Genomic DNA, 18,467 nt, shown 5'->3' on the forward strand with positions numbered 1-18,467 from the left:
TTTTTTGTTTTTACCGCCGGAACCACCGCAAAGGAGCACAAGACAATGAACGTGAATCTCAGGCAATCGGCCCGCTGGATAGCCGCCGACGTGCAGACCCCCATCAGCCTTTTTCTGGGGCTGGTGGGCAACGGGCAGGGCATTCTGCTGGAAAGTGCCGAGGTGGACGGGCGCTGGGGCCGTTACAGTGTCATCGGTTTCAACTTTCTGCTGCGGCTCGGGTGCAGGGACGGCAAGCTGACAGTGGCTTCGCGCGATGCCCGTCTTGACTGCCTGAAAGAGCTGGAAGGCATGGATTTTACAGATGGTGTGCGTGCCGTGCAGGCCGCCGTCGACATTACACCGGCAAGCGGATTTGAAGACCTGCCGCCCATTACCCGCGGGCTGTACGGATACTTCGGGTACGGGGTGGCAGGCATGTTCGAACCGCATCTGCAGCGGGTTCTGCCGGTGCAGAGCGCGGAAGCATGTCTGGTGCTGCCCGGCACCGTGGTGCTGGTGGACCACCTGTACAACAGGTTGTGCCTGCTGAATCTGGCAGAAGGGTTTGTCATCCGCATGGACAGGGATGCCGTGGACAGAAAACCGGAGAATCCCGATGTGGGTCCCGTTGTCATGGTGCCGGACAAGGCGACGTTCATCCGCAATGTGGAGCGGGTGAAGGAGCTCATACGGCAGGGCGAGGCCATTCAGGTGGTGCTTTCCACGCGTTTTCAGGCGTCGTTCAAGGGCGATCCTTTTGTGCTGTACCGCCGGCTGCGGCAGATCAATCCTTCTCCGTACATGTTTTTCATGCGTCTGCCCGGCGTCAGTGTGCTGGGGTCGTCTCCGGAGGTGCTGGTCCGCTGCAGGGGCGGCGAAGTGCAGGTCTGCCCCATAGCCGGTACCAGACCGCGGGGCAGCGATGAGGCGGAAGACATGCGGCTGGCCGAAGAGCTGCGCAACGACCCCAAGGAGCAGGCGGAGCATGTGATGCTGGTCGATCTGGGACGTAATGACCTGGGCCGCATTGCAGAGGCAGGCACCGTAAGCGTTGAAAAGTACATGCAGGTCGAACGGTTTTCCCACGTCATGCACCTTACTTCCTATGTCAGGGCGCGGCTGGCCGCAGGCAGGGACGCTCTGGATGTGCTGGCTGCCACGTTTCCGGCGGGAACGGTGAGCGGTGCGCCCAAGGTGCGTGCCATGGAGATCATAGCGGACATGGAAGGGCTGGCCCGCGGTCCTTACGCCGGTGCCATAGGCTGGCTGGGACTGGACAGCGGCAGTGTGGACATGGACACGGGCATTCTCATCCGTTCCATGTGGGTGCGCGACGGCATGGTCAGCTGGCAGGCGGGAGCAGGCATCGTCTACGACTCGGTGCCCGAAAAAGAATGGGAAGAGTGCTGCAACAAGGCCAGAGTGGTGCGTTCGGCCATCACGGGTACGCATGGCGGCGGATCAACGGGAGACTGCGATGTTTTTGCTTATCGATAACTACGATTCGTTCACCTTTAATCTGGTGCAGGCCTTCAGCAAAGGCGGGCTTACTCCGCAGGTGCGCAAAAATGACGACCCTGAACTGCCCGCGCTGGCACAAAGCGGGACACTGACCATGGTGTGCATTTCTCCCGGGCCGGGCAATCCGGCGGGGGCAGGACTGTGCCTTGAATTTCTGGACAGGCTGCCCCGCCATGTGCCGGTACTGGGCGTGTGTCTGGGCCATCAGGTGCTGGGCGCCTATGCCGGTGCCGCGGTGGAAGTGGGGCCGCGTATCATGCACGGCAAGGCATCCCGCGTTGTCCATCAGGGCACGGGCCTGTTCGAGGGTGTGTGCAACCCCATGACTGTGGGCCGGTATCATTCGCTGGTTGTGCGTGCGGAACAGTGCCCCGGCACGCTCGAAGTGCTGGCCGTCACAGACGCGGCGGCGGATGACGGGTGTGTGATGGCCATGCGTTATCGCGACAGGCCGTGGATGGGGGTGCAGTTCCATCCCGAGTCCGTTCTGACCCCGCAGGGTGAAACCCTGTTGCAAAACTTCTGCCGCATGGCGACTGCCTGCACGGCCGGGGCCGTGTGAATACGAGGTAAAAAGACAATGCATACTGCAGAAATACTGGAAACACTGGCTTCGGGCGGCGTGCTGCCGCCCGAAACGGCACACATGGCGTTTGACAGACTCATGTCCGGCGAGATGACTCCGGCGCAGGCGGGCAGCTTTCTTATGGGGCTGCGCAGCCACGGAGAAACGCCGGAACTGGTGGCCAGCGCGGTGCGTGCGGCGCTGGCGCATGCACGGCTCATACAGGGGCTTGAATATGACCGCATAGACATAGTGGGCACGGGCGGAGACGGACGTAACAGTTTCAACTGTTCCACCGCCGCGGCGCTGACTTTGGCAGGCATGGGGTACAAGGTGGTCAAGCACGGCAACAGGGCTGTTTCGTCCACCAGCGGCAGCGCCGATGTGGTTGAAGGTCTGGGACTGCCGCTGGAAACCGCGCCCGAAGATGTGCCGGTTTTGCTGGCACGGCATAACTTCGTGTTTCTGTTTGCCCCCTTTTATCATCCCGCTTTCCGTCATGTGATGCCTGTACGCCGCGATCTGGGTATCCGTACGCTTTTCAACGTACTGGGCCCGCTGCTTAATCCCGCCCGTCCCACCCGCATGCTGCTGGGTGTGGCAAAACCGGCCATGCTGCATACCATGGCCGACGCCCTGCTGCTGACAGGCGTGCGGCGCGCGGCGGTGGTGCACGGTGCCGGCGGCTATGATGAGCTGACCACCATGGGGCCTGCCCGCGTGGTCATGGTGCGCGACGGCGCCACGGAAGAGATGGAAATAAATCCGGCGGACCACGGATTTGCCCCGTGCACGCCTGCGCAGCTGGAAGTGCACGACAGGCAGGAGGCGCTGGAGGTCATGCGGCTGCTGCTGGCCGGAGAAGGCCCGGCTCCTATGCTTGACATGATGGCGTTCAATGCGGGGCTGGCGGTGTATCTGATGGAAGATTCCATGCCTATTTCCGCAGCCATGGCCCGTGCGCGGCAGGCTGTTGCCGGCGGCGCCGGCGGGAAGGTGCTGGATGCTTAGCCGTTTTGCCGCAGCAAAGGAGGCCGAAATTGCAGTGCTGTGCGCCCGGGAACGGGCCGGTACGCTGCCGCAGGCGTACCGGGGTGCCCGTCCGGTGTTTTCGCAGGCGCTGCGGCGTCCCGGACTGGTGACCATTGCAGAATACAAACGGGCATCACCTTCAAAGGGCGACATAGCACCGGAACTGACACCGGAACAGGTGGCGGCGGCGTATGCCGGTGCCGGTGCGGGAGCTCTTTCCGTCCTGACGGAGGAAACCTATTTCCGGGGCAGTCTGGGCTATCTGGAACGCATGGCATTTTGCGGACTGCCCATGTTGCGCAAGGATTTCATACTGCACCCGCTGCAGGTGGTGCAGACGGCGGCGACTCCTGCGTCGGCGCTGCTGCTGGTGGTACGCATGCTGGAGGGTGCAGACGGTGTGCGGCGTCTTATAGAGGCGGCCCATGAAAAAAGTCTGGAGGCCGTAGTGGAGGTGTTTGACGAGCAAGATCTTGAAATAGCTCGCAAAGCTGGCGCGCGGATAATACAGGTGAATAACAGGGACCTGTCCACGTTGCGCACGAGCCTTGCCATTTCCGGCAGGTTGGTTAAGGAACGGGATGCGGCCGAATGCTGGATTTCGGCAAGCGGCATCACCGGAACCAACCACAGGAAGTATGTCGAGGCGCTGGGGTTTGACGCCATGCTTGTGGGCACTGTGCTCATGAGCGGGGGCGACCCCGCGGGAAACCTCGTCAGGCTTCTGCAATAGGACAGGAGAGTTTGAGGCCATGTTTGTTGAAAAAGACGCCCTGACAAAGGTGTGCGGCATTACCCGTCAACAGGACGCCGATTTGTGCGTCGAGTTGGACGCCGACCTTGTGGGTTTTGTCTTTCACCCCGAAAGCCCGCGCTGCATGACTCCCGAAGCCGTGCGCGCCATCGAGACGCCCGGACTTATGCGTACAGGCGTTTTTGTCAACCAGACTGCGGACGAGGTGCGGCTGATCATGCAGCGCGCCCGTCTGGACGTGGCGCAGCTGCACGGCGGGCAGGACGAGGCTTTCTGCACCAGAGTGGGCAGAAGCCGTGTGATCAAAGTGCTGTGGCCTGCAACGTATGCAACCCGCAGCGAGCTGGAAGACGACATGCGGCGGTTTGCCCATTGTTCGCGCTTCATGCTTTTCGACGCGGGCACTTCGGGCGGCGGTTCGGGCGCCACGCTGGACTGGAAATGGCTGGCGGGCACTCCGGGCATTAAAACATGGTTTGTTGCAGGTGGTCTGGGACCGGATACGCTGGCGGAAGCCATCCGTCAGTGCAATCCTTGCGGCGTCGATCTGAATTCCGGCGTCGAGTCCGCTCCCGGCATCAAAGATGAAGCGCGGCTGCGCGCCTGCTTCCGCATTCTCGGCGGAGACCATCGCCCCATGTAGGGCGGTGATGTCTCTCCTGCGGCGGCGGGTGTCCGGCGGCTTCTGCACTGTGCGGTGCGCAATGCACCGGCAGAACAAGGACTGGACATGAAAAAAGGGTATTTTGGTGATTTCGGCGGGCAGTTTGTACCCGAACTGCTCATGCCGCCGCTGAAGGAATTGGAAAATGCGCTGGAAACCGTGGTGCCTTCACCTGAGTTTCAGAATGAATTCCACATGCTGCTGCGCGAATATGTGGGCCGCGAAACGCCGCTCACCCTGTGCCGCAGGCTGTCTGCCGAGCTCGGGTTCAATCTGTGGCTCAAGCGTGAGGACCTGGCGCACAGCGGATCGCATAAAATAAACAACACGCTGGGGCAGGCGCTGCTGACAAAGCATATGGGCAAGCCGGCCATGCTGGCGGAGACAGGTGCAGGTCAGCATGGCGTGGCCACGGCCACGGCCGCCGCCGCTCTGGGGCTGGAATGTGTGGTCTTTATGGGCGCCGTGGACGTGGAACGTCAGGCGCTCAATGTGGAGCGCATGCGCCTGCTGGGGGCCGAGGTGGTGCCCGTGCAGAGCGGCACCCGCACCCTCAAGGATGCCATCAACGAAGCCATGCGTTTCTGGATAGCCAATATTGCCACGCACCATTACTGCTTCGGCACGGCGGCGGGTCCGCATCCTTTTCCCACGCTGGTGCGCGACCTGCAGTCCGTCATAGGGCGCGAGGCACGCAGGCAGATTCTGGAAAAAACAGGCAGGCTGCCCCATATGGTGGTGGCATGCGTGGGCGGCGGTTCCAACGCCATCGGCGCATTCCATGCCTTTATTCCCGACGGGCAGGTACAGCTTGTGGGGGTTGAGGCTGCAGGCAGCGGAGAACCGGGCTGCTACAATTCTGCGCCCATCAATCTGGGTACTCCCGGCGTGCTGCACGGCAACCATACCATGCTGCTGCAGAGTGCCGACGGGCAGATACTTCCCTCGCATTCGGTTGCTGCCGGACTGGACTACCCCGGCGTGGGGCCGGAACATGCAGCTCTGGGCCGCAGCGGCAGAGCGCGGTACGGCATGGTGAACGATGCGCAGGCGCTGCATGCGTTTAAAACGCTTTCGCGCATGGAGGGCATCATACCGGCGCTGGAAAGCTCGCACGCCGTGGCGTGGGTGCTGGAAAACCGCGACGGGATTCCCCGCGGGGCCGATGTGGTCGTCAACCTGTCCGGTCGTGGCGACAAGGACATGGGCATCATCAACAACCTGCTGTAAAAGGGGAACACACCATGCATACAGAACATATCACAAGCCCCGCAGACAGGCTGACCATGCGTATCCGCGAGGCCAACCGTCAGGGCCGCAAGGCTCTTATCCCGTTTCTTCCGGCAGGGTTTCCCGATTCCGGGGATTTCTGGCGGCAGCTGGACGAGCTGGACGCGGGCGGTGCCGATGTACTTGAAATAGGCATTCCTTTTTCCGACCCGTGCGCCGACGGACCGGTGGTGGAACAGGCTTCGCTGGAAAGTCTGGCCCGCGGAACCACCCTGCGCGGCGTGCTTGAAGAGCTTGAACGGCGCAAGGGACGCTATCGTGCAGGTATTGTGCTGATGGGGTACCTTAATCCGTTTCTGCAGTACGGGCTGGATGCGCTGGCGCGCGATGCCGCCCGTGCCGGGGTTGAAGGGTTCATCATTCCCGACCTGCCGCTAGAAGAAGATGCCCTGTGCCGCGGGGCGCTTGCGGCTGAGGGGCTGGCGCTGATTCCGCTGGTGGCATCCAATACCGATGAAGACCGTATGCGTGCCTATGCCGGAGTGGCGCAGGGCTATGTCTATGTGGTTTCGGTTATGGGTACCACCGGTGCCCGTACCAACCTGCCTGCGGGGGTTACCGCCACGCTGGAACGCGCCCGCCGGTGCTTTGACCTGCCGCTGGCGCTGGGGTTCGGCGTTCGTGAACCGGAACAGCTGGCAGCCTGCGGCGACAGACTGGATGCTGTGATTTTCGGCAGTGCGCTTATCAGCCACATCCGCACACAGGGCAGTGCTGCTTCATTTATGGAACGCTGGCGCCGGCCTGTGGCAGAACCGGTGCTCTGACGGCGGGCGCGGGGCTGTCAACGGCTTCTGCGCAAAAGAAACAGGGTTTTTTTGACAAAAAAAGTAAAAAGCAGTAAACGCGAGTTGTCAGTCGCCCTTTTTTACCGCATGGTAGGGGCGACAGACAGCCCCGCTTGGCGGTGGCTGCCGCCTGAGGAATATCCGGTGCGGAGTGCCGTGCCAGATGGATAGTTTGGTCACACCATCAATACGTGATTTTGGACAGGTCGTGACCTGCTTACCGCCGCTCTTCTCTCGCAGAAGGGCGGCGGAAATTTTACGGGAGGAACGCTCTTTATGCGCAAGACTGTGTATTTCATCGAAGGTGACGGCATCGGACCGGAGGTCTGGAACGCCGCCCGTCCTGTCATCGACAAGGCCGTGGAACTGGCATACGGCAACGGGCGTTCTCTGGAATGGAAGGAACTGCTTGCCGGCGAAAAAGCCTATGCCGAGACAGGCACCTATCTGCCTCAGGAAACGCTCGACACGCTGGCCGGTGCCGAACTGGCCATCAAGGGGCCGCTGGGCACCCCCGTGGGCAAGGGGTTCCGCAGTCTCAACGTGACCATGCGCCAGACTCTCGACCTGTATGCCTGCATCCGGCCCATACGGTATTTCGAAGGCATCGAATCACCGGTGAAGCATCCGGAGCGGGTCAATATGGTTGTCTTCCGCGAAAACACCGAAGACGTGTACGCCGGTATAGAATACAAGGCTGACACCGACGAAGCCAGAAAGCTGATTGCCTTTCTGCGCGACGAACTGGGCGCCAATGTGGACGAGCGCTGCGCCGTGGGCATAAAGCCCATGAGTGAAAAAGGCTCCAAGCGTCTGGTGCGCCGCGCCATGGACTTTGCTCTGGCGCAGGGGCTGCCCAGCGTCACGCTGGTGCACAAAGGCAATATCATGAAATTTACCGAAGGCGGATTCCGCCAGTGGGGCTACGAACTGGCGCATGACGAATACGCCGGACGCGCGGTGACCGAAGCACAGGCAGCCGCCGGGGAAACCGGTCTGGTGGTCAAGGACCGTATAGCCGACGCCATGTTCCAGGAAGTGCTCATCCGTCCGGAACAGTACAGCGTGGTTGCCACCAGCAACCTGAACGGCGATTATATTTCGGATGCGCTTGCTGCGCAGGTGGGCGGTCTGGGACTGGCTCCGGGCGTGAACATGTCCGATACGCTGGCCTTTTTTGAAGCCACCCACGGCACGGCACCCACCATTGCCGGAAAAGATATGGCCAACCCGGGCAGTCTTATTCTGTGCGGGGGCATGCTGCTGGAACATCTGGGCTGGCATGAGGCTGCAACCCGTATCCATACCGCCATGAACACCGTCATAGGCAACCGCACGGTCACCGTGGATCTGGCCAGCCAGATGCAGGGTGCCTCCACTGTGGGCTGCCGGCAGTTCGGCGAATTGCTGGGCGCGGCATTGTAGCCGCGGTCACATCATGCATCCAGACGTCCCGGTTATGCCGGGACGTTTTTTTTTGCGCTCCGGACTGCCGGTTGAGCCGGTGCGGGCTGTGGCGTGCAAACAAATACACCCCGGTGTTATGGCACCGGGGTGTGTTTGTGAGGCGGCTTCTGCGGCGGAGGAGATGATGAGGATACGGGAAAACCGCCGCAGGAGCCTGACTATGATAACAGCGTGCAGGTGCTACGCCGTAAGTGACAGTGCATGGTGCGCCAGCGAGGCGGCAATGCCCCACATGGTCAGGCAGACAAAGCCGTCGAGCATGCGCCATGTGGCGGGCCGCCGGAACAGCGGGGCCAGCAGACGGGCGCCGAATGCAAGCGAAAAAAACCAGACAAACGAGGCGCTGAGCGCCCCCGCGCCGAAAACGAAGCGCTGGCTTTCGGGGTATTGCCCGCTGATGCCGCCCAGCAGCACCACAGTATCCAGCCATGCGTGCGGGTTAAGCAGCGACACGGCAATGGTGGTCGCAGCCACGGCCCGCAGACTGTCGGAACCGCGGGTATCGGCTTCCAGCGTGCCGCCTCTGATGGCGGAACGCAGCGCGCCCAGTCCGTACCAGCTTAGAAACACCACACCCGCCCAGGCCGTGGCTGCGGTGAGAGCACTGCTGGAAGAGACAAATGCACCCACACCGGAAAGTCCCAGCGATATGAGGAGCACATCGCACAGGCAGCACAGCAGTGCCACGGTCAGCACATGCCTGCCGCGGATTCCCTGTGACAGGATGAAGGCGTTCTGGGCGCCTATGGCGATGATAAGGCCGGCACAGATGCCGAATCCCTGAAAAAATACTGCGGAGTTCATGGGGTCCTCTGGTGTGGTTGCGTGCATGGGAGATATACCCCCGCGTTCAAGAAGTGAAATTACTAGTTTATATGCTTCATAAGTTTTGCTAATGTCAGGTCATGCTTGAATACCGGCTTATAGAGGCTCTGGCCATGGTGGTGCGCGAAGGCGGGTTTGAAAAAGCAGCCCGTGTGCTGCATGTGACCCAGTCGGCCGTGTCGCAGCGTATCCGTCAGCTGGAAGCGGCAGCGGGTACGGCGCTGGTCACACGGGCGGCACCTGTTACACCTACCGAGGCAGGCCGCAGACTGCTGCGGCATTATCATCAGGTTTCCATGCTGGAGGCTGACCTTGAGCGTGACATGGCCGCGCGCTTCAGCGCGGAACTGCTGGGCGAAGGCGGTGCTGCGCACGGGCGGGCCCCCGCCTACCGGCAGCTGAGTGTGGCCGTCAATGCCGACAGTCTGGCCACATGGTTTCTGGAGGCGGTGGATGCCGTGGCGGAACAGGAAAAGCTGCTGCTTGATGTGCTGGTGGATGATCAGGACAGAACGCATGACCTGCTGCGTAACGGTGAAGTGGTGGGCTGTGTGAGCACGCGGGCCACGCCGTTTCACGGGTGCAGCATGCAGCGGCTGGGCAGTATGGAGTACCTTGTGTGTGCTGCGCCGGATTTTGCCGCTGAACACGGCCTGCGCGTGGGGGCGGACGGCCGTGCCGCCACTGCCGCCGATCTGCTGCGGGCGCCTGCCGTGCTGTACAACAGGGTGGACGGGGTGCATGACACCATGCTGCAGACCTTGTACGGCATTGCGCCGGACACCCCGTATCCGCGGCACTATGTGCCTTCTTCGGAGGCATTTGTAAAAATGGTGGCTGCGGGGTTCGGGTGGGGCTGCGTGCCGCATCTGCAGGCCGAACCGCTGCTTGCCGGCGGTGAACTGGTCGATCTGGCACCGGGCTGGGCATTGCCCGTGGCACTGCACTGGCACTGGTGGGATCTGGGTACGGGGCTTTTCAAGCGCATGGCCGCGGTCCTTTCGGACCATGCGGCTCTTGTTCTGCGCTGAGGCGTATGTCAGCTTTTTGCCAGCGCCTCGTCAAACCATTTGGGGCTGCATACGGGCTGCCATGCTGCCATGCGGTCCAGCAGCGCTGCGGCGTTTTGTTCCACCAGCAGCATGTCGCGGTGGTCCTGTTTTATAAAGCGTTCGTCCTGCATATGGCGGGTGAACTGTACAAGCCCGTCGTAATAGCCCTGCACATTCAGCAGGCCTACGGGTTTGTGGTGAAAGCCCAGCTGTGCCCACGTGAGCATCTCGAAAACTTCTTCCAGCGTGCCGATGCCCCCCGGCAGGGCGATGAAGGCGTCAGCCAGATCGCACATGCGCTGTTTGCGTTCATGCATGGTTTCCACCACGTGGCGTTCGGTAAGGCCGCTGTGCCCGATGCGTCCGGCGATGCGTGCGGGAATGACGCCTACGGCCCTGCCGCCGTGTTCCAGCACGCCGTCTGCCACAGCTCCCATCAGACCGGTGGCGGAGCCGCCGTACACCAGTGTCATCCGGCGCATGGCAAGAGTTTTGCCCAGTTGCCGCGCCGTATCCATATATTCCGTACGCAGTCCCGGATTGGAACCGCAGTAAACACATACGCTGTTAATGGTGTGCATGGCGGATTCTCCTGTTGTGTCCATGATGCGGCAGTGCTTGCCGTGCTTCGTTGGTAGTTCCGCATGTGGCCGGTGTCAATCTGCGGTCATGTGCAGCCGATTGGTTTTGTGAAGTACTTGTGGTATCTGTGTCGTATTCGGGTGTGAACACTGCAATTTACAGGAGTTTGCTACGAGGAGCGTTATGGAGAAAGTAACTTCGTGTTTTATCAGGAAGATATCACGCGAGCTGGCGCGGGAACTGCGCCTTGTGGGCAGTTATGCAGACCAGAAGGGGCTGACGGTGGCGGAGGCGCATGCGCTTATCGAGCTGGGTGAGCATGGAACGTTGTCTGTGCAGCAGGTGGCGCAGTTGCTGCTGATTGATGCGGCCGATGCCAGCCGGGCGGTACAGTCACTTATTTTGCAGAAGCTTGCCGTGCTGGTGCCCGAAGGCCCGCCGGACAGGGCAAAGGGAGTGGCATTGACCGAAGCCGGACACCGGAGGCTGGCAGAAGTGCACGGCGAGATGGACAGTCTGGTGCGTGCAGGGCTGGACCAGCTGACCCCCGGAGAACAGAAAGCAGTGGCTGACGGCCTGATGACCTATGCCAGAGGGTTACGGTACAGCAGGCTGCAGGAAGGATTTGTCATCAGACCCGTCCGGCCTGCCGACAATGCTGCGGTGGCAGAGATTATCCGCAGCGTTTCACAAGAGCACGGTCTGACGGCCGAAGCCGGTTATGCCGTGGGGGATGCTGCGGTGGACGCCGTAAGTCAGGCGTATGCCGCGGACGGAGCCTGTTACTGGGTGGTGGAACATCAGGGGCGGGTGCTGGGCGGTGGCGGCGTGGCGCCGCTTGCCGGTTGTGACGGCAGCATCTGCGAGCTGCAGAAGATGTATCTGCTGGCGGAATGCAGAGGACGCGGGCTGGGCAGGCGGCTGGTGCTCACAGCGCTGGAATTTGCCCGCAGCCACGGATACAGGGCCTGTTATCTGGAGACCACCGGGATATTGCAGCAGGCCGCACGGCTGTACGAATCGCTGGGGTTCGAGCGTTGCACAGCGCAGGGCGATACGGGACACAGTGTCTGTGAGCTGCGGTATATCATGCATTTTACCACGCAGGCATCATCAGCCCGCGGGGAACACCCCCCGCAGCCCTGCTGCGGCTGCGGCGCCTGAGTAGCCGCGTATACGGATGAATTCCGGCCGCCCGCGCATCATGCGCGGGTGGTTTTTGTCATTTTTTCAGCGCCGCCACTGACGCCCTGCGGCACTGATCATCCGCTGCGCGGCTTCCGGCCCCCATGTGCCGGCTGTGTACTGATGCAGCGGCGAAGTCTGCGGGTTGTCGCACCATGTATCCAGCACCGGGGTTATCAGCCGCCACGAAGCTTCCACACCTTCGCGGCTCCAGAACAGGGTCCTGTCGCCCAGCATGCAGTCCAGCAGAAGCCGCTCGTAGGCGTCCGGAGGGTTGATGCCGAATATTTCTCTGTACTTGAATGCCAGAGCCATGGTTGCCATGCATGATTTCGGGCCGGGCTGCTTGGCCTGAATATGCAGGTCGATGCCTTCTTCCGGCTGGATTTTGAGTACCAGTACATTGGCCGGCATTTCGGATTTTGAGTGCATGCCGAACATGGAGTGGGGCACCCGCCGGAAGGTGACGGCAATTTCGCTGACCTTGCGGGGCATGCGTTTGCCGCTGCGCAGAAAAAAAGGAACGCCCTGCCAGCGCCAGTTGTCGATGAAAAGCCGCGCGGCCACATAGGTTTCCGTGGTGCTGCCTTCGGCCACACGGGGTTCGTGGCGGTAACCTGCCAGCGATGCGCCTTCGGCGGTAACTCCCTGTGTATACTGGCCGCGCACGACCCAGTGGCGCATGTCGTCCGCTGTCCACGGCCGGATGGAGTGCAGCAGTTTGACCCGCTCGTCGCGTACCCGTTCCGGGTCGAAACTTGTGGGCGGTTCCATGGCCACCAGCGCCAGCATCTGCATCATATGGTTCTGGAACATGTCACGCAGACAGCCGGCACTGTCGTAGTATGCCCCCCTGTGTTCTATGCCCAGCGATTCGGCCACGGTTATCTGTACATGGTCCACATAGCCCCTGTTCCACAGCGGTTCGAAAATGGCATTGGCAAAGCGGAACATCAGTATGGACTGCACTGTTTCCTTGCCCAGATAGTGGTCCATGCGGAAAATCTGTTCCTGCCGCAGCACGGAGCACAGCCTGCTGTCAAGTTCCAGCGCCGAGGCAAGATCGTGACCGAAGGGTTTTTCAAAAACAACTCTGCGCCACGGGCTGCCGTTTTCACCTTCCGCCGTAAGACCGGCGCCGTGCAGATGACGCACCACTCCGGCGTGCAGGTGCGGCGGCAGAGCCAGATAAAACAGCAGGTTTTCCGCGGCGTGGTAGTCCATGACGCATTCCGAAGAACACAGCGCAAGGTTGGTATAGGCCGCGGGGTCGTCGTAGTCGCCGTAGGTGTAACGGCACAGCGCCAGAAAATCGTCCAGCTGGCCGGCGCCCTGCGGGTGCGCGGCAAGGATGGATTCGCGTACTTTGCCGCGGAAGTCGTCATCCGTCATGGGGGTGCGGGCAAAACCCAGCATGAAAAAGCGTTCGGGCAGCAGCCCGCGGCGGAACAGCCCGAACAGCGCCGGCAGCAGTTTGCGCGCCACAAGATCGCCGGATGCGCCGAATATGACCATACCGCACGGTTCCGGCGGTGTTTCCTCACACATGGCTCTGCCTATGGTCACGCGGGTGTCTGCGGGACTCATGAGGCATCCCCTTCGTCAGTGTTTTTTACCGCATGCCCGCCGAATTCGTTGCGCAGGGCGGCCAGCACCTTGTTGGAAAACAGATCGTCCTGCCGTGATTCGAACCGCCGGAACAGCGCCTGTGCCAGTACCGGAACCGGCACCGCATGGTCCACGGCATCGGTTACTGTCCAGCGTCCCTCGCCGGAATCGTCCACATATCCTTTCAGCGATGCAAGGCCGGGGTCTTTTTTCAGCGCTGCATCCAGCAGTTCCAGCAGCCACGAGCGTACCACGCTGCCCCTGTTCCACAGGGCGGCGATACCCTGCAGGTCCAGCCCGCTGAACGGGCCGTTGCGCAGCAGGTCAAACCCTTCGCCGTATGACTCCATCATGGCGTATTCAATGCCGTTATGGACCATTTTGACAAAGTGTCCGGCTCCGGCCGGGCCGCAATGCATCCAGCCCTGCGGCGGGGCCAGCGTATCCAGTACCGGCGCCAGATGCCGGATATCAGCCGCTTCACCCCCCAGCATGGTGCAGTATCCGTTTTCCAGTCCCCATATGCCGCCGGAAACTCCGGCGTCCACATACCGTATGCCGTGTGCGGCCAGCCTGTCGGCACGGGGCCGGTCGTCCTTCCAGTAGGCATTGGCACCGTCCACCACCACATCGCCGGGCTGCAGAAACGGCAGTACTTCGTCCATGCACTGTTGCGTGGCCTCTCCGGCGGGCAGCATGAACCACAGCGTACGCGGCGGGGCAAGACTGGCGGCCAGTGCCTGCAGGCTGGTGAATCCGGCGGCTCCTTCGGCCTCCATTACCTGTGTTTTGGCAGGGCTGCGGTTCCATACGGCAACCTCGTGTCCTCCGCGCAGCAGGCGCCGGGCCATGTTCATGCCCATTCTGCCCAGTCCTATGATGGCTATCTGCATGTATATGCTCCGTTGGTGTTGTACCCGCGGCGTATTGCTGCCGCCGCGGGGCCGCACGGGTGCGGTTTGCCCCCAGCATAGCGTATCGGCGCGGCCGCGGCAACGGCGCACGTCATTTGCCGCTTTCATGACGGTGCGAAGCTTGGTATGCATGAGGCTATGCCCGTAGCCATTCTGTCAGACATACACGGCAATCTGCCGGCTTTTGAGGCGGTACTGGAAGACATGGACGCCTGCGGCGTGCACGAGATCATTTCTCTGGGCGATAATGTGGGCTATGGCCCGCAGCCTGACGAGGTGGTCAGACTGTGCATGCGGCGCGGTGTCATTTCCGTGGCCGGAAACCATGAAGCCGGCGTGCTGCTGGAGCGCGAACGCAGGCGGTTTAATTTTCAGTCGCACGAGGCGCTTATGCGCACCATTGCACTGCTGTCGGATTGTGCCGTGGAGTGGATAGCATCGCTGCCGCGCGGGCTCAGCCGGCACGGCTGCCGCTTTGTGCATGGCATGCCTCCTGACTCCGTGCACAAGTATCTTTTTGCGGTGAGCGGCGGAGAACTGAAAGGAGCTTTTCAGGCGTTTTTGGGTCCGTTGTGTTTTGTGGGACATACGCATGATCTGGAACTGGTGTGCCTGCGCGGCGGCGTGCTGGAGAGACGGCCGCTGGAGCAGGGGCCGTGCCTGTTTGAGCCGGACTGCCGCTACATAGTCAATGTGGGCAGCGCGGGCCAGCCGCGTGACGGCGACAACAGAGCCAAGTATGCGCTGTGGTGGCCGGACGACGGGCGTCTGGAGATGCGTTTTGTTTCCTATGATATCGAGCGGGCCGTGGCGCTGTTTGCGGAGCGGGGCATGCCCCTGCGCTATGCGCAGCGGTTGCGCTGAAGCACGGATGTACAGATGGGCAATATATGTTATGTGATATGTCAAGTGTCGGGTGCGCCGTGCAGGACATGGTGTCCGGCGGCGCACAGGCGGGGAGTGGCTGCTGAATGTTCATAGGCAGATACAGGGTTTGCGGGCTGCTGGGACGCGGAGGCATGGGAGCGGTGTACAAGGTGCTTCAGCCTGTCACCGGCCGTATGGCGGCGCTCAAGCTGCTGCGTCCTTCGGATGTGCTGGAAGAACTTGTGGGCACAGAAGAGCTTGCCCGGCGGTTTTATGAAGAGGCCCGCATCATGGGGCAGCTTGAACATCCCCATGTGGCCGCGGTGCTGGATGCGGACCACGACGCCCGCAACAGACCGTTTTTTCTGATGGAGTATTATTGCCTCAATTTGGGTATGCTTATCGGCGAAAGCTACAGGGTTGAGGCTCCCACACGGCGGCTGCCGCTGGACAGGGCGGTGCGTTATGCCCGCCAGACCCTCGAAGCGCTGCGGCGCATGCATTATGCGGGCATCGTGCATCGCGATGTGAAGCCTTATAATATTATGATAACTGCCGATGATGATGTGAAGCTCATTGATTTCGGCCTGTCGCGGCTGCGCGGCGAGACCGGTCACGGCACCGCGGGACGTCTGCACAAGGGCGTAAAGGTGGGGTCGCCCTATTATGCGCCGCCGGAACAGGAAAACGATCCGGAATCTGCTGATGCGCGGGCGGATATCTATCCTGTGGGTGTTATGCTGTACCGTATGCTTACCGGTGTGCTGCCCACCGGTGAAGAGGTCATGGCTGAAGGGGGCATTCCTCCTGCCAGCCAGTTCAGCGACGATCTGGATGCGGAGTGGGACGTTTTTTTTGAACGGGCCATGGCCCCTGACCCCGGTGCACGTTTTGCCTGCGCCGCAGCCATGCTGGACAGGCTGAATGTGCTGGAGCGCCGCTGGCGGGCGCGGGTGACCAATACCTGTACGCTGGCCGGTGCTTCGCCGCTGCGCAGGCAGTGCCCGCCCGTGCACACCGACGTGCGCACCGTGCCACTGAAAGCAGGCACGCGCGAAGCGCGCGGGGTATTCGGGCTGGATGACCTGTGGCGTCCGTTGTGCCCCGCGGGTGAAACTTTTGAAGATCAGGGCGATATGACCGTGCTGGACAGCGCAACTGATCTGATGTGGCAGCAGTCCGGCAGCGACTATCCTTTGACATGGGACGAGGCTGCCGAGTATGTGCACTCGTTGAACGCGATGCGGTTTGCCGGATACGGCGACTGGCGCCTGCCCACTGTGGCCGAGCTGGTCACCCAGCTGGCCGAACCGCCCATGCTGGGCGATTACTGCGTGCCCCCTGTTTTTGACACCCGCTGTGATGTGCTGTGGAGCGCCGACACCAAGTCGCATGTGGCGGCATGGTTTGTCTCGGCATCCATGGGGTTTGTGGGCTGGCAGGATTTCACCTGCCGGTTTTCCGTCCGTGCGGTGCGGACGCATTCAGGAGAATAACCCTGTGACCGAAATTATCTGCGACCGCTGCGGCACCTGCTGCCGCAAGGGCGGACCGGCTCTGCACCGGCAGGACATGGACCTTGTCCGCAGCGGTGTCATACGCCCTGCGCACATGGTCACCCTGCGGCGGGGCGAAATGGCCTATGATGAAGCCCGCGACGAGGTGATTCCCCTGCAGGAAGAGCTGGTCAAGCTGCGCGGGGCGGTGCGCGGCAGCTGGACATGCCTCTTTTTCATGCCCGCGGAAATAGGCTGCCGCATCTACAACAGCCGCCCTGCGGAGTGCCGCGCTCTGTCCTGCAAGGATACTTCTGCCATTCTGGGAATGTATGACAAAGACAGGCTGACACGGCGCGATATTCTGGCGGACAATGCGGAACTGCTGTCTCTGGTGGAGGCGCACGAAGCCAGCTGTCCCTATGCGCCGCTTGCCGAGCTGGGGCCCCGGTTGCGCAGTGATGAGGATGCGGCGCGCAGGCTGCTGGAAGCCGTGCGTCTTGATCTTTCCTTCCGCGAGGTTGTGGCGGAACGCACATCCGTTCCCGCAGAGGATATGGATTTTCTTTTCGGCAGGCCCCTTACCGAAACAGTGCACCGCATGTACGGCATCAGAGTGCAGCGGCGGGGCGATGATCTTTTTCTGGCGCCCGCACAGGCTGTCTAGGTTGCGCGGGCACCATGTCCGGTGCAGGGCGGGACAGGCGCCCGCGGCGTAAAACGCCGCACTGCAGGCGGCATGGTGATGAACAGCGGCGGACAGGGGATGACCGGCCCGCCGCACTCACGGTTTTTTTCAGGAGAATATATGTACATAGTCACAGGTGGTGCAGGATTTATCGGCAGCGCCATGGTCTGGAAGCTCAACACCATGGGCATAGACAATATTCTGGTGGTGGATAATCTGGCCAGTACGGAAAAATGGAAGAATCTCGTAAATCTGCGGTATGTCGATTACATGCACCGCGATGCATTTCTCGATCTGCTGCTGGATGACTGCCTGCCGTGGAACGTGAAGGGCATTGTGCATATGGGCGCCTGCTCTTCCACCACGGAACGCGACGCTGATTTTCTGATGGAGAACAACTACCGCTATACCAAAGCCCTGTGTGATTTTGCCCTGCAGCATGGCGCGCGTTTTATCAATGCCAGCTCGGCAGCCACCTACGGCGACGGCTCATGCGGGTTTGATGATTCCGTGGAAACCATGCACCGCATCAAGCCGCTGAACATGTACGGCTATTCCAAACAGCTGTTTGACCTGCGCGCCCATGCCGAAGGCAAGCTGGACAGCATAGCCAGCCTGAAGTTTTTCAATGTTTACGGTCCCAACGAATACCATAAGGATGATATGCGTTCGGTGGTGTGCAAGGCTTTTTCACAGATAGGTTCTGAAGGGCTCATGCGTCTTTTCCGCTCGTATCACCCCGATTATCCCGACGGCGGGCAGAAGCGTGATTTTGTATACGTGAAAGACTGCGTGGACGTGATGTGGTGGCTGCTGGAAAATCCTTCCGCCAACGGGCTGTTCAATATCGGCACCGGCAACGCCCGTACGTGGAACGATCTGGCGCGGGCGGTGTTCAGCGCCATGAACGTGCCCGAACGCATCGAATACATCGATATGCCCGAGCAGCTGCGCGGCAAATACCAGTATTACACGCAGGCTCCCGTGCAGCGGCTGGCTGATGCCGGTTGTCCGGTGACGTTCCGTTCGCTGGAAGACGGTGTTAAGGATTATGTGCAGAATTATCTTGCAGCGGAAGATCCGTATCTCGACCCCCGTGCAGGGGTATAGGCGCATACCGGAAAGGGTGCGTAAAGCTCAGAACGCCGCGGGCAGGTCCTGCGGCGTTTTTTTTATGCGGCGGCAGC

General features: G+C 61.2%; 18 protein-coding genes. 14 read left to right on the top strand and 4 right to left on the bottom strand.

Annotated features, from left to right (window positions below; translation table 11 throughout):
- Window positions 1-45: 45 nt before the first annotated feature.
- The 8 genes from H586_RS19200 (at window position 46) to icd (ending at window position 8,021) form a co-directional block, all read left to right on the top strand.
- Window positions 46-1,479, top strand: coding sequence for an anthranilate synthase component I family protein (locus H586_RS19200; RefSeq protein ID WP_034619383.1), 1,434 nt, complete (start codon window positions 46-48; stop codon window positions 1,477-1,479).
- Entirely contained in the window at window positions 1,460-2,065 is a 606-nt protein-coding gene (locus H586_RS0112300) for an anthranilate synthase component II (protein WP_027182181.1), read from the top strand. Before H586_RS19200 ends, H586_RS0112300 begins: the two co-directional genes overlap by 20 nt.
- Before the next feature lie 18 nt (window positions 2,066-2,083).
- Entirely contained in the window at window positions 2,084-3,079 is a 996-nt protein-coding gene (gene trpD / locus H586_RS0112305; protein ID WP_011369179.1) for an anthranilate phosphoribosyltransferase, read from the top strand.
- Window positions 3,072-3,833: an indole-3-glycerol-phosphate synthase gene (locus tag H586_RS0112310; RefSeq protein ID WP_011369178.1), complete on the top strand. Its 762-nt coding sequence runs from the start codon at window positions 3,072-3,074 to the stop codon at window positions 3,831-3,833. Before trpD ends, H586_RS0112310 begins: the two co-directional genes overlap by 8 nt.
- A gap of 19 nt (window positions 3,834-3,852) precedes the next feature.
- Entirely contained in the window at window positions 3,853-4,497 is a 645-nt protein-coding gene (locus H586_RS0112315) for a phosphoribosylanthranilate isomerase (RefSeq protein ID WP_011369177.1), read from the top strand.
- An 87-nt stretch (window positions 4,498-4,584) separates the two neighbouring features.
- The gene (gene trpB, locus H586_RS0112320; RefSeq protein WP_011369176.1) at window positions 4,585-5,748 is read left to right on the top strand and encodes a tryptophan synthase subunit beta; all 1,164 of its coding nucleotides are present in this window, start codon (window positions 4,585-4,587) and stop codon (window positions 5,746-5,748) included.
- A 14-nt stretch (window positions 5,749-5,762) separates the two neighbouring features.
- The gene (gene trpA, locus H586_RS0112325; protein ID WP_051364014.1) at window positions 5,763-6,575 is read left to right on the top strand and encodes a tryptophan synthase subunit alpha; all 813 of its coding nucleotides are present in this window, start codon (window positions 5,763-5,765) and stop codon (window positions 6,573-6,575) included.
- Between the two features lie 297 nt (window positions 6,576-6,872).
- Window positions 6,873-8,021 (top strand): NADP-dependent isocitrate dehydrogenase, encoded by a 1,149-nt coding sequence (icd, locus tag H586_RS0112330; protein ID WP_011369174.1) that lies wholly within the window; start codon window positions 6,873-6,875, stop codon window positions 8,019-8,021.
- A 222-nt stretch (window positions 8,022-8,243) separates the two neighbouring features.
- Here icd and H586_RS0112335 read toward each other — a convergent pair whose 3' ends face one another.
- The gene (locus H586_RS0112335) at window positions 8,244-8,867 is read right to left on the bottom strand and encodes a LysE/ArgO family amino acid transporter (RefSeq protein ID WP_011369173.1); all 624 of its coding nucleotides are present in this window, start codon (window positions 8,865-8,867) and stop codon (window positions 8,244-8,246) included.
- Between the two features lie 101 nt (window positions 8,868-8,968).
- On the opposite strand from H586_RS0112335, the gene H586_RS0112340 reads away from it, so the two are divergent.
- Window positions 8,969-9,919 carry a LysR family transcriptional regulator ArgP gene (locus H586_RS0112340; RefSeq protein ID WP_011369172.1) on the top strand — a complete coding sequence of 317 codons (951 nt, stop codon included), beginning with the start codon at window positions 8,969-8,971 and terminating at the stop codon, window positions 9,917-9,919.
- Between the two features lie 8 nt (window positions 9,920-9,927).
- Here the strand turns inward: H586_RS0112340 and H586_RS0112345 are convergent, their stop codons facing one another.
- Window positions 9,928-10,521 carry an LOG family protein gene (locus tag H586_RS0112345; RefSeq protein ID WP_155891398.1) on the bottom strand — a complete coding sequence of 198 codons (594 nt, stop codon included), beginning with the start codon at window positions 10,519-10,521 and terminating at the stop codon, window positions 9,928-9,930.
- Between the two features lie 184 nt (window positions 10,522-10,705).
- Between H586_RS0112345 and H586_RS20210 the strand changes: the two genes are divergently transcribed.
- Window positions 10,706-11,686 carry a bifunctional helix-turn-helix transcriptional regulator/GNAT family N-acetyltransferase gene (locus tag H586_RS20210; protein ID WP_027182184.1) on the top strand — a complete coding sequence of 327 codons (981 nt, stop codon included), beginning with the start codon at window positions 10,706-10,708 and terminating at the stop codon, window positions 11,684-11,686.
- A 66-nt stretch (window positions 11,687-11,752) separates the two neighbouring features.
- Here H586_RS20210 and zwf read toward each other — a convergent pair whose 3' ends face one another.
- Both zwf and gnd read right to left on the bottom strand, forming a co-directional pair.
- Window positions 11,753-13,294: a glucose-6-phosphate dehydrogenase gene (zwf, locus tag H586_RS0112355; protein WP_051364015.1), complete on the bottom strand. Its 1,542-nt coding sequence runs from the start codon at window positions 13,292-13,294 to the stop codon at window positions 11,753-11,755.
- Window positions 13,291-14,361, bottom strand: coding sequence for a phosphogluconate dehydrogenase (NAD(+)-dependent, decarboxylating) (gene gnd / locus H586_RS0112360; RefSeq protein ID WP_338046810.1), 1,071 nt, complete (start codon window positions 14,359-14,361; stop codon window positions 13,291-13,293). The genes zwf and gnd overlap by 4 nt, the downstream gene beginning before the upstream one ends.
- Between gnd and H586_RS0112365 the strand changes: the two genes are divergently transcribed.
- The 4 genes from H586_RS0112365 to rfaD all read left to right on the top strand — a co-directional run bounded on the left by H586_RS0112365 (window position 14,356) and on the right by rfaD (window position 18,390).
- Window positions 14,356-15,093: a metallophosphoesterase family protein gene (locus tag H586_RS0112365; RefSeq protein WP_234702964.1), complete on the top strand. Its 738-nt coding sequence runs from the start codon at window positions 14,356-14,358 to the stop codon at window positions 15,091-15,093. The genes gnd and H586_RS0112365 overlap by 6 nt on opposite strands.
- 107 nt (window positions 15,094-15,200) lie before the next feature.
- Window positions 15,201-16,592, top strand: a complete 1,392-nt coding sequence (locus H586_RS0112370; protein WP_027182187.1) for a protein kinase domain-containing protein — start codon at window positions 15,201-15,203, stop codon at window positions 16,590-16,592.
- Window positions 16,593-16,596: 4 nt separating this feature from the next.
- Window positions 16,597-17,259 carry a YkgJ family cysteine cluster protein gene (locus H586_RS19210; protein WP_011369165.1) on the top strand — a complete coding sequence of 221 codons (663 nt, stop codon included), beginning with the start codon at window positions 16,597-16,599 and terminating at the stop codon, window positions 17,257-17,259.
- A gap of 141 nt (window positions 17,260-17,400) precedes the next feature.
- On the top strand, window positions 17,401-18,390 hold the full coding sequence (rfaD, locus tag H586_RS0112380; protein ID WP_027182188.1) for an ADP-glyceromanno-heptose 6-epimerase: 990 nt from the start codon (window positions 17,401-17,403) through the stop codon (window positions 18,388-18,390).
- Window positions 18,391-18,467: the final 77 nt, after the last annotated feature.

This window comes from Oleidesulfovibrio alaskensis DSM 16109, from assembly GCF_000482745.1.
Lineage (GTDB): Bacteria > Desulfobacterota > Desulfovibrionia > Desulfovibrionales > Desulfovibrionaceae > Oleidesulfovibrio > Oleidesulfovibrio alaskensis.

Bases quoted from the DNA above. Each gene is read 5' to 3' on its own strand.
- H586_RS19200 (WP_034619383.1), top strand. From the start codon at position 46: ATGAACGTGAATCTCAGGCAATCGGCCCGCTGGATAGCCGCCGACGTG.
- H586_RS0112300 (WP_027182181.1), top strand. From the start codon at position 1,460: ATGTTTTTGCTTATCGATAACTACGATTCGTTCACCTTTAATCTGGTG.
- trpD (WP_011369179.1), top strand. From the start codon at position 2,084: ATGCATACTGCAGAAATACTGGAAACACTGGCTTCGGGCGGCGTGCTG.
- H586_RS0112310 (WP_011369178.1), top strand. From the start codon at position 3,072: ATGCTTAGCCGTTTTGCCGCAGCAAAGGAGGCCGAAATTGCAGTGCTG.
- H586_RS0112315 (WP_011369177.1), top strand. From the start codon at position 3,853: ATGTTTGTTGAAAAAGACGCCCTGACAAAGGTGTGCGGCATTACCCGT.
- trpB (WP_011369176.1), top strand. From the start codon at position 4,585: ATGAAAAAAGGGTATTTTGGTGATTTCGGCGGGCAGTTTGTACCCGAA.
- trpA (WP_051364014.1), top strand. From the start codon at position 5,763: ATGCATACAGAACATATCACAAGCCCCGCAGACAGGCTGACCATGCGT.
- icd (WP_011369174.1), top strand. From the start codon at position 6,873: ATGCGCAAGACTGTGTATTTCATCGAAGGTGACGGCATCGGACCGGAG.
- H586_RS0112335 (WP_011369173.1), bottom strand. From the start codon at position 8,867: ATGAACTCCGCAGTATTTTTTCAGGGATTCGGCATCTGTGCCGGCCTT.
- H586_RS0112340 (WP_011369172.1), top strand. From the start codon at position 8,969: ATGCTTGAATACCGGCTTATAGAGGCTCTGGCCATGGTGGTGCGCGAA.
- H586_RS0112345 (WP_155891398.1), bottom strand. From the start codon at position 10,521: ATGCACACCATTAACAGCGTATGTGTTTACTGCGGTTCCAATCCGGGA.
- H586_RS20210 (WP_027182184.1), top strand. From the start codon at position 10,706: ATGGAGAAAGTAACTTCGTGTTTTATCAGGAAGATATCACGCGAGCTG.
- zwf (WP_051364015.1), bottom strand. From the start codon at position 13,294: ATGAGTCCCGCAGACACCCGCGTGACCATAGGCAGAGCCATGTGTGAG.
- H586_RS0112365 (WP_234702964.1), top strand. From the start codon at position 14,356: ATGCATGAGGCTATGCCCGTAGCCATTCTGTCAGACATACACGGCAAT.
- gnd (WP_338046810.1), bottom strand. From the start codon at position 14,361: ATGCATACCAAGCTTCGCACCGTCATGAAAGCGGCAAATGACGTGCGC.
- H586_RS0112370 (WP_027182187.1), top strand. From the start codon at position 15,201: ATGTTCATAGGCAGATACAGGGTTTGCGGGCTGCTGGGACGCGGAGGC.
- rfaD (WP_027182188.1), top strand. From the start codon at position 17,401: ATGTACATAGTCACAGGTGGTGCAGGATTTATCGGCAGCGCCATGGTC.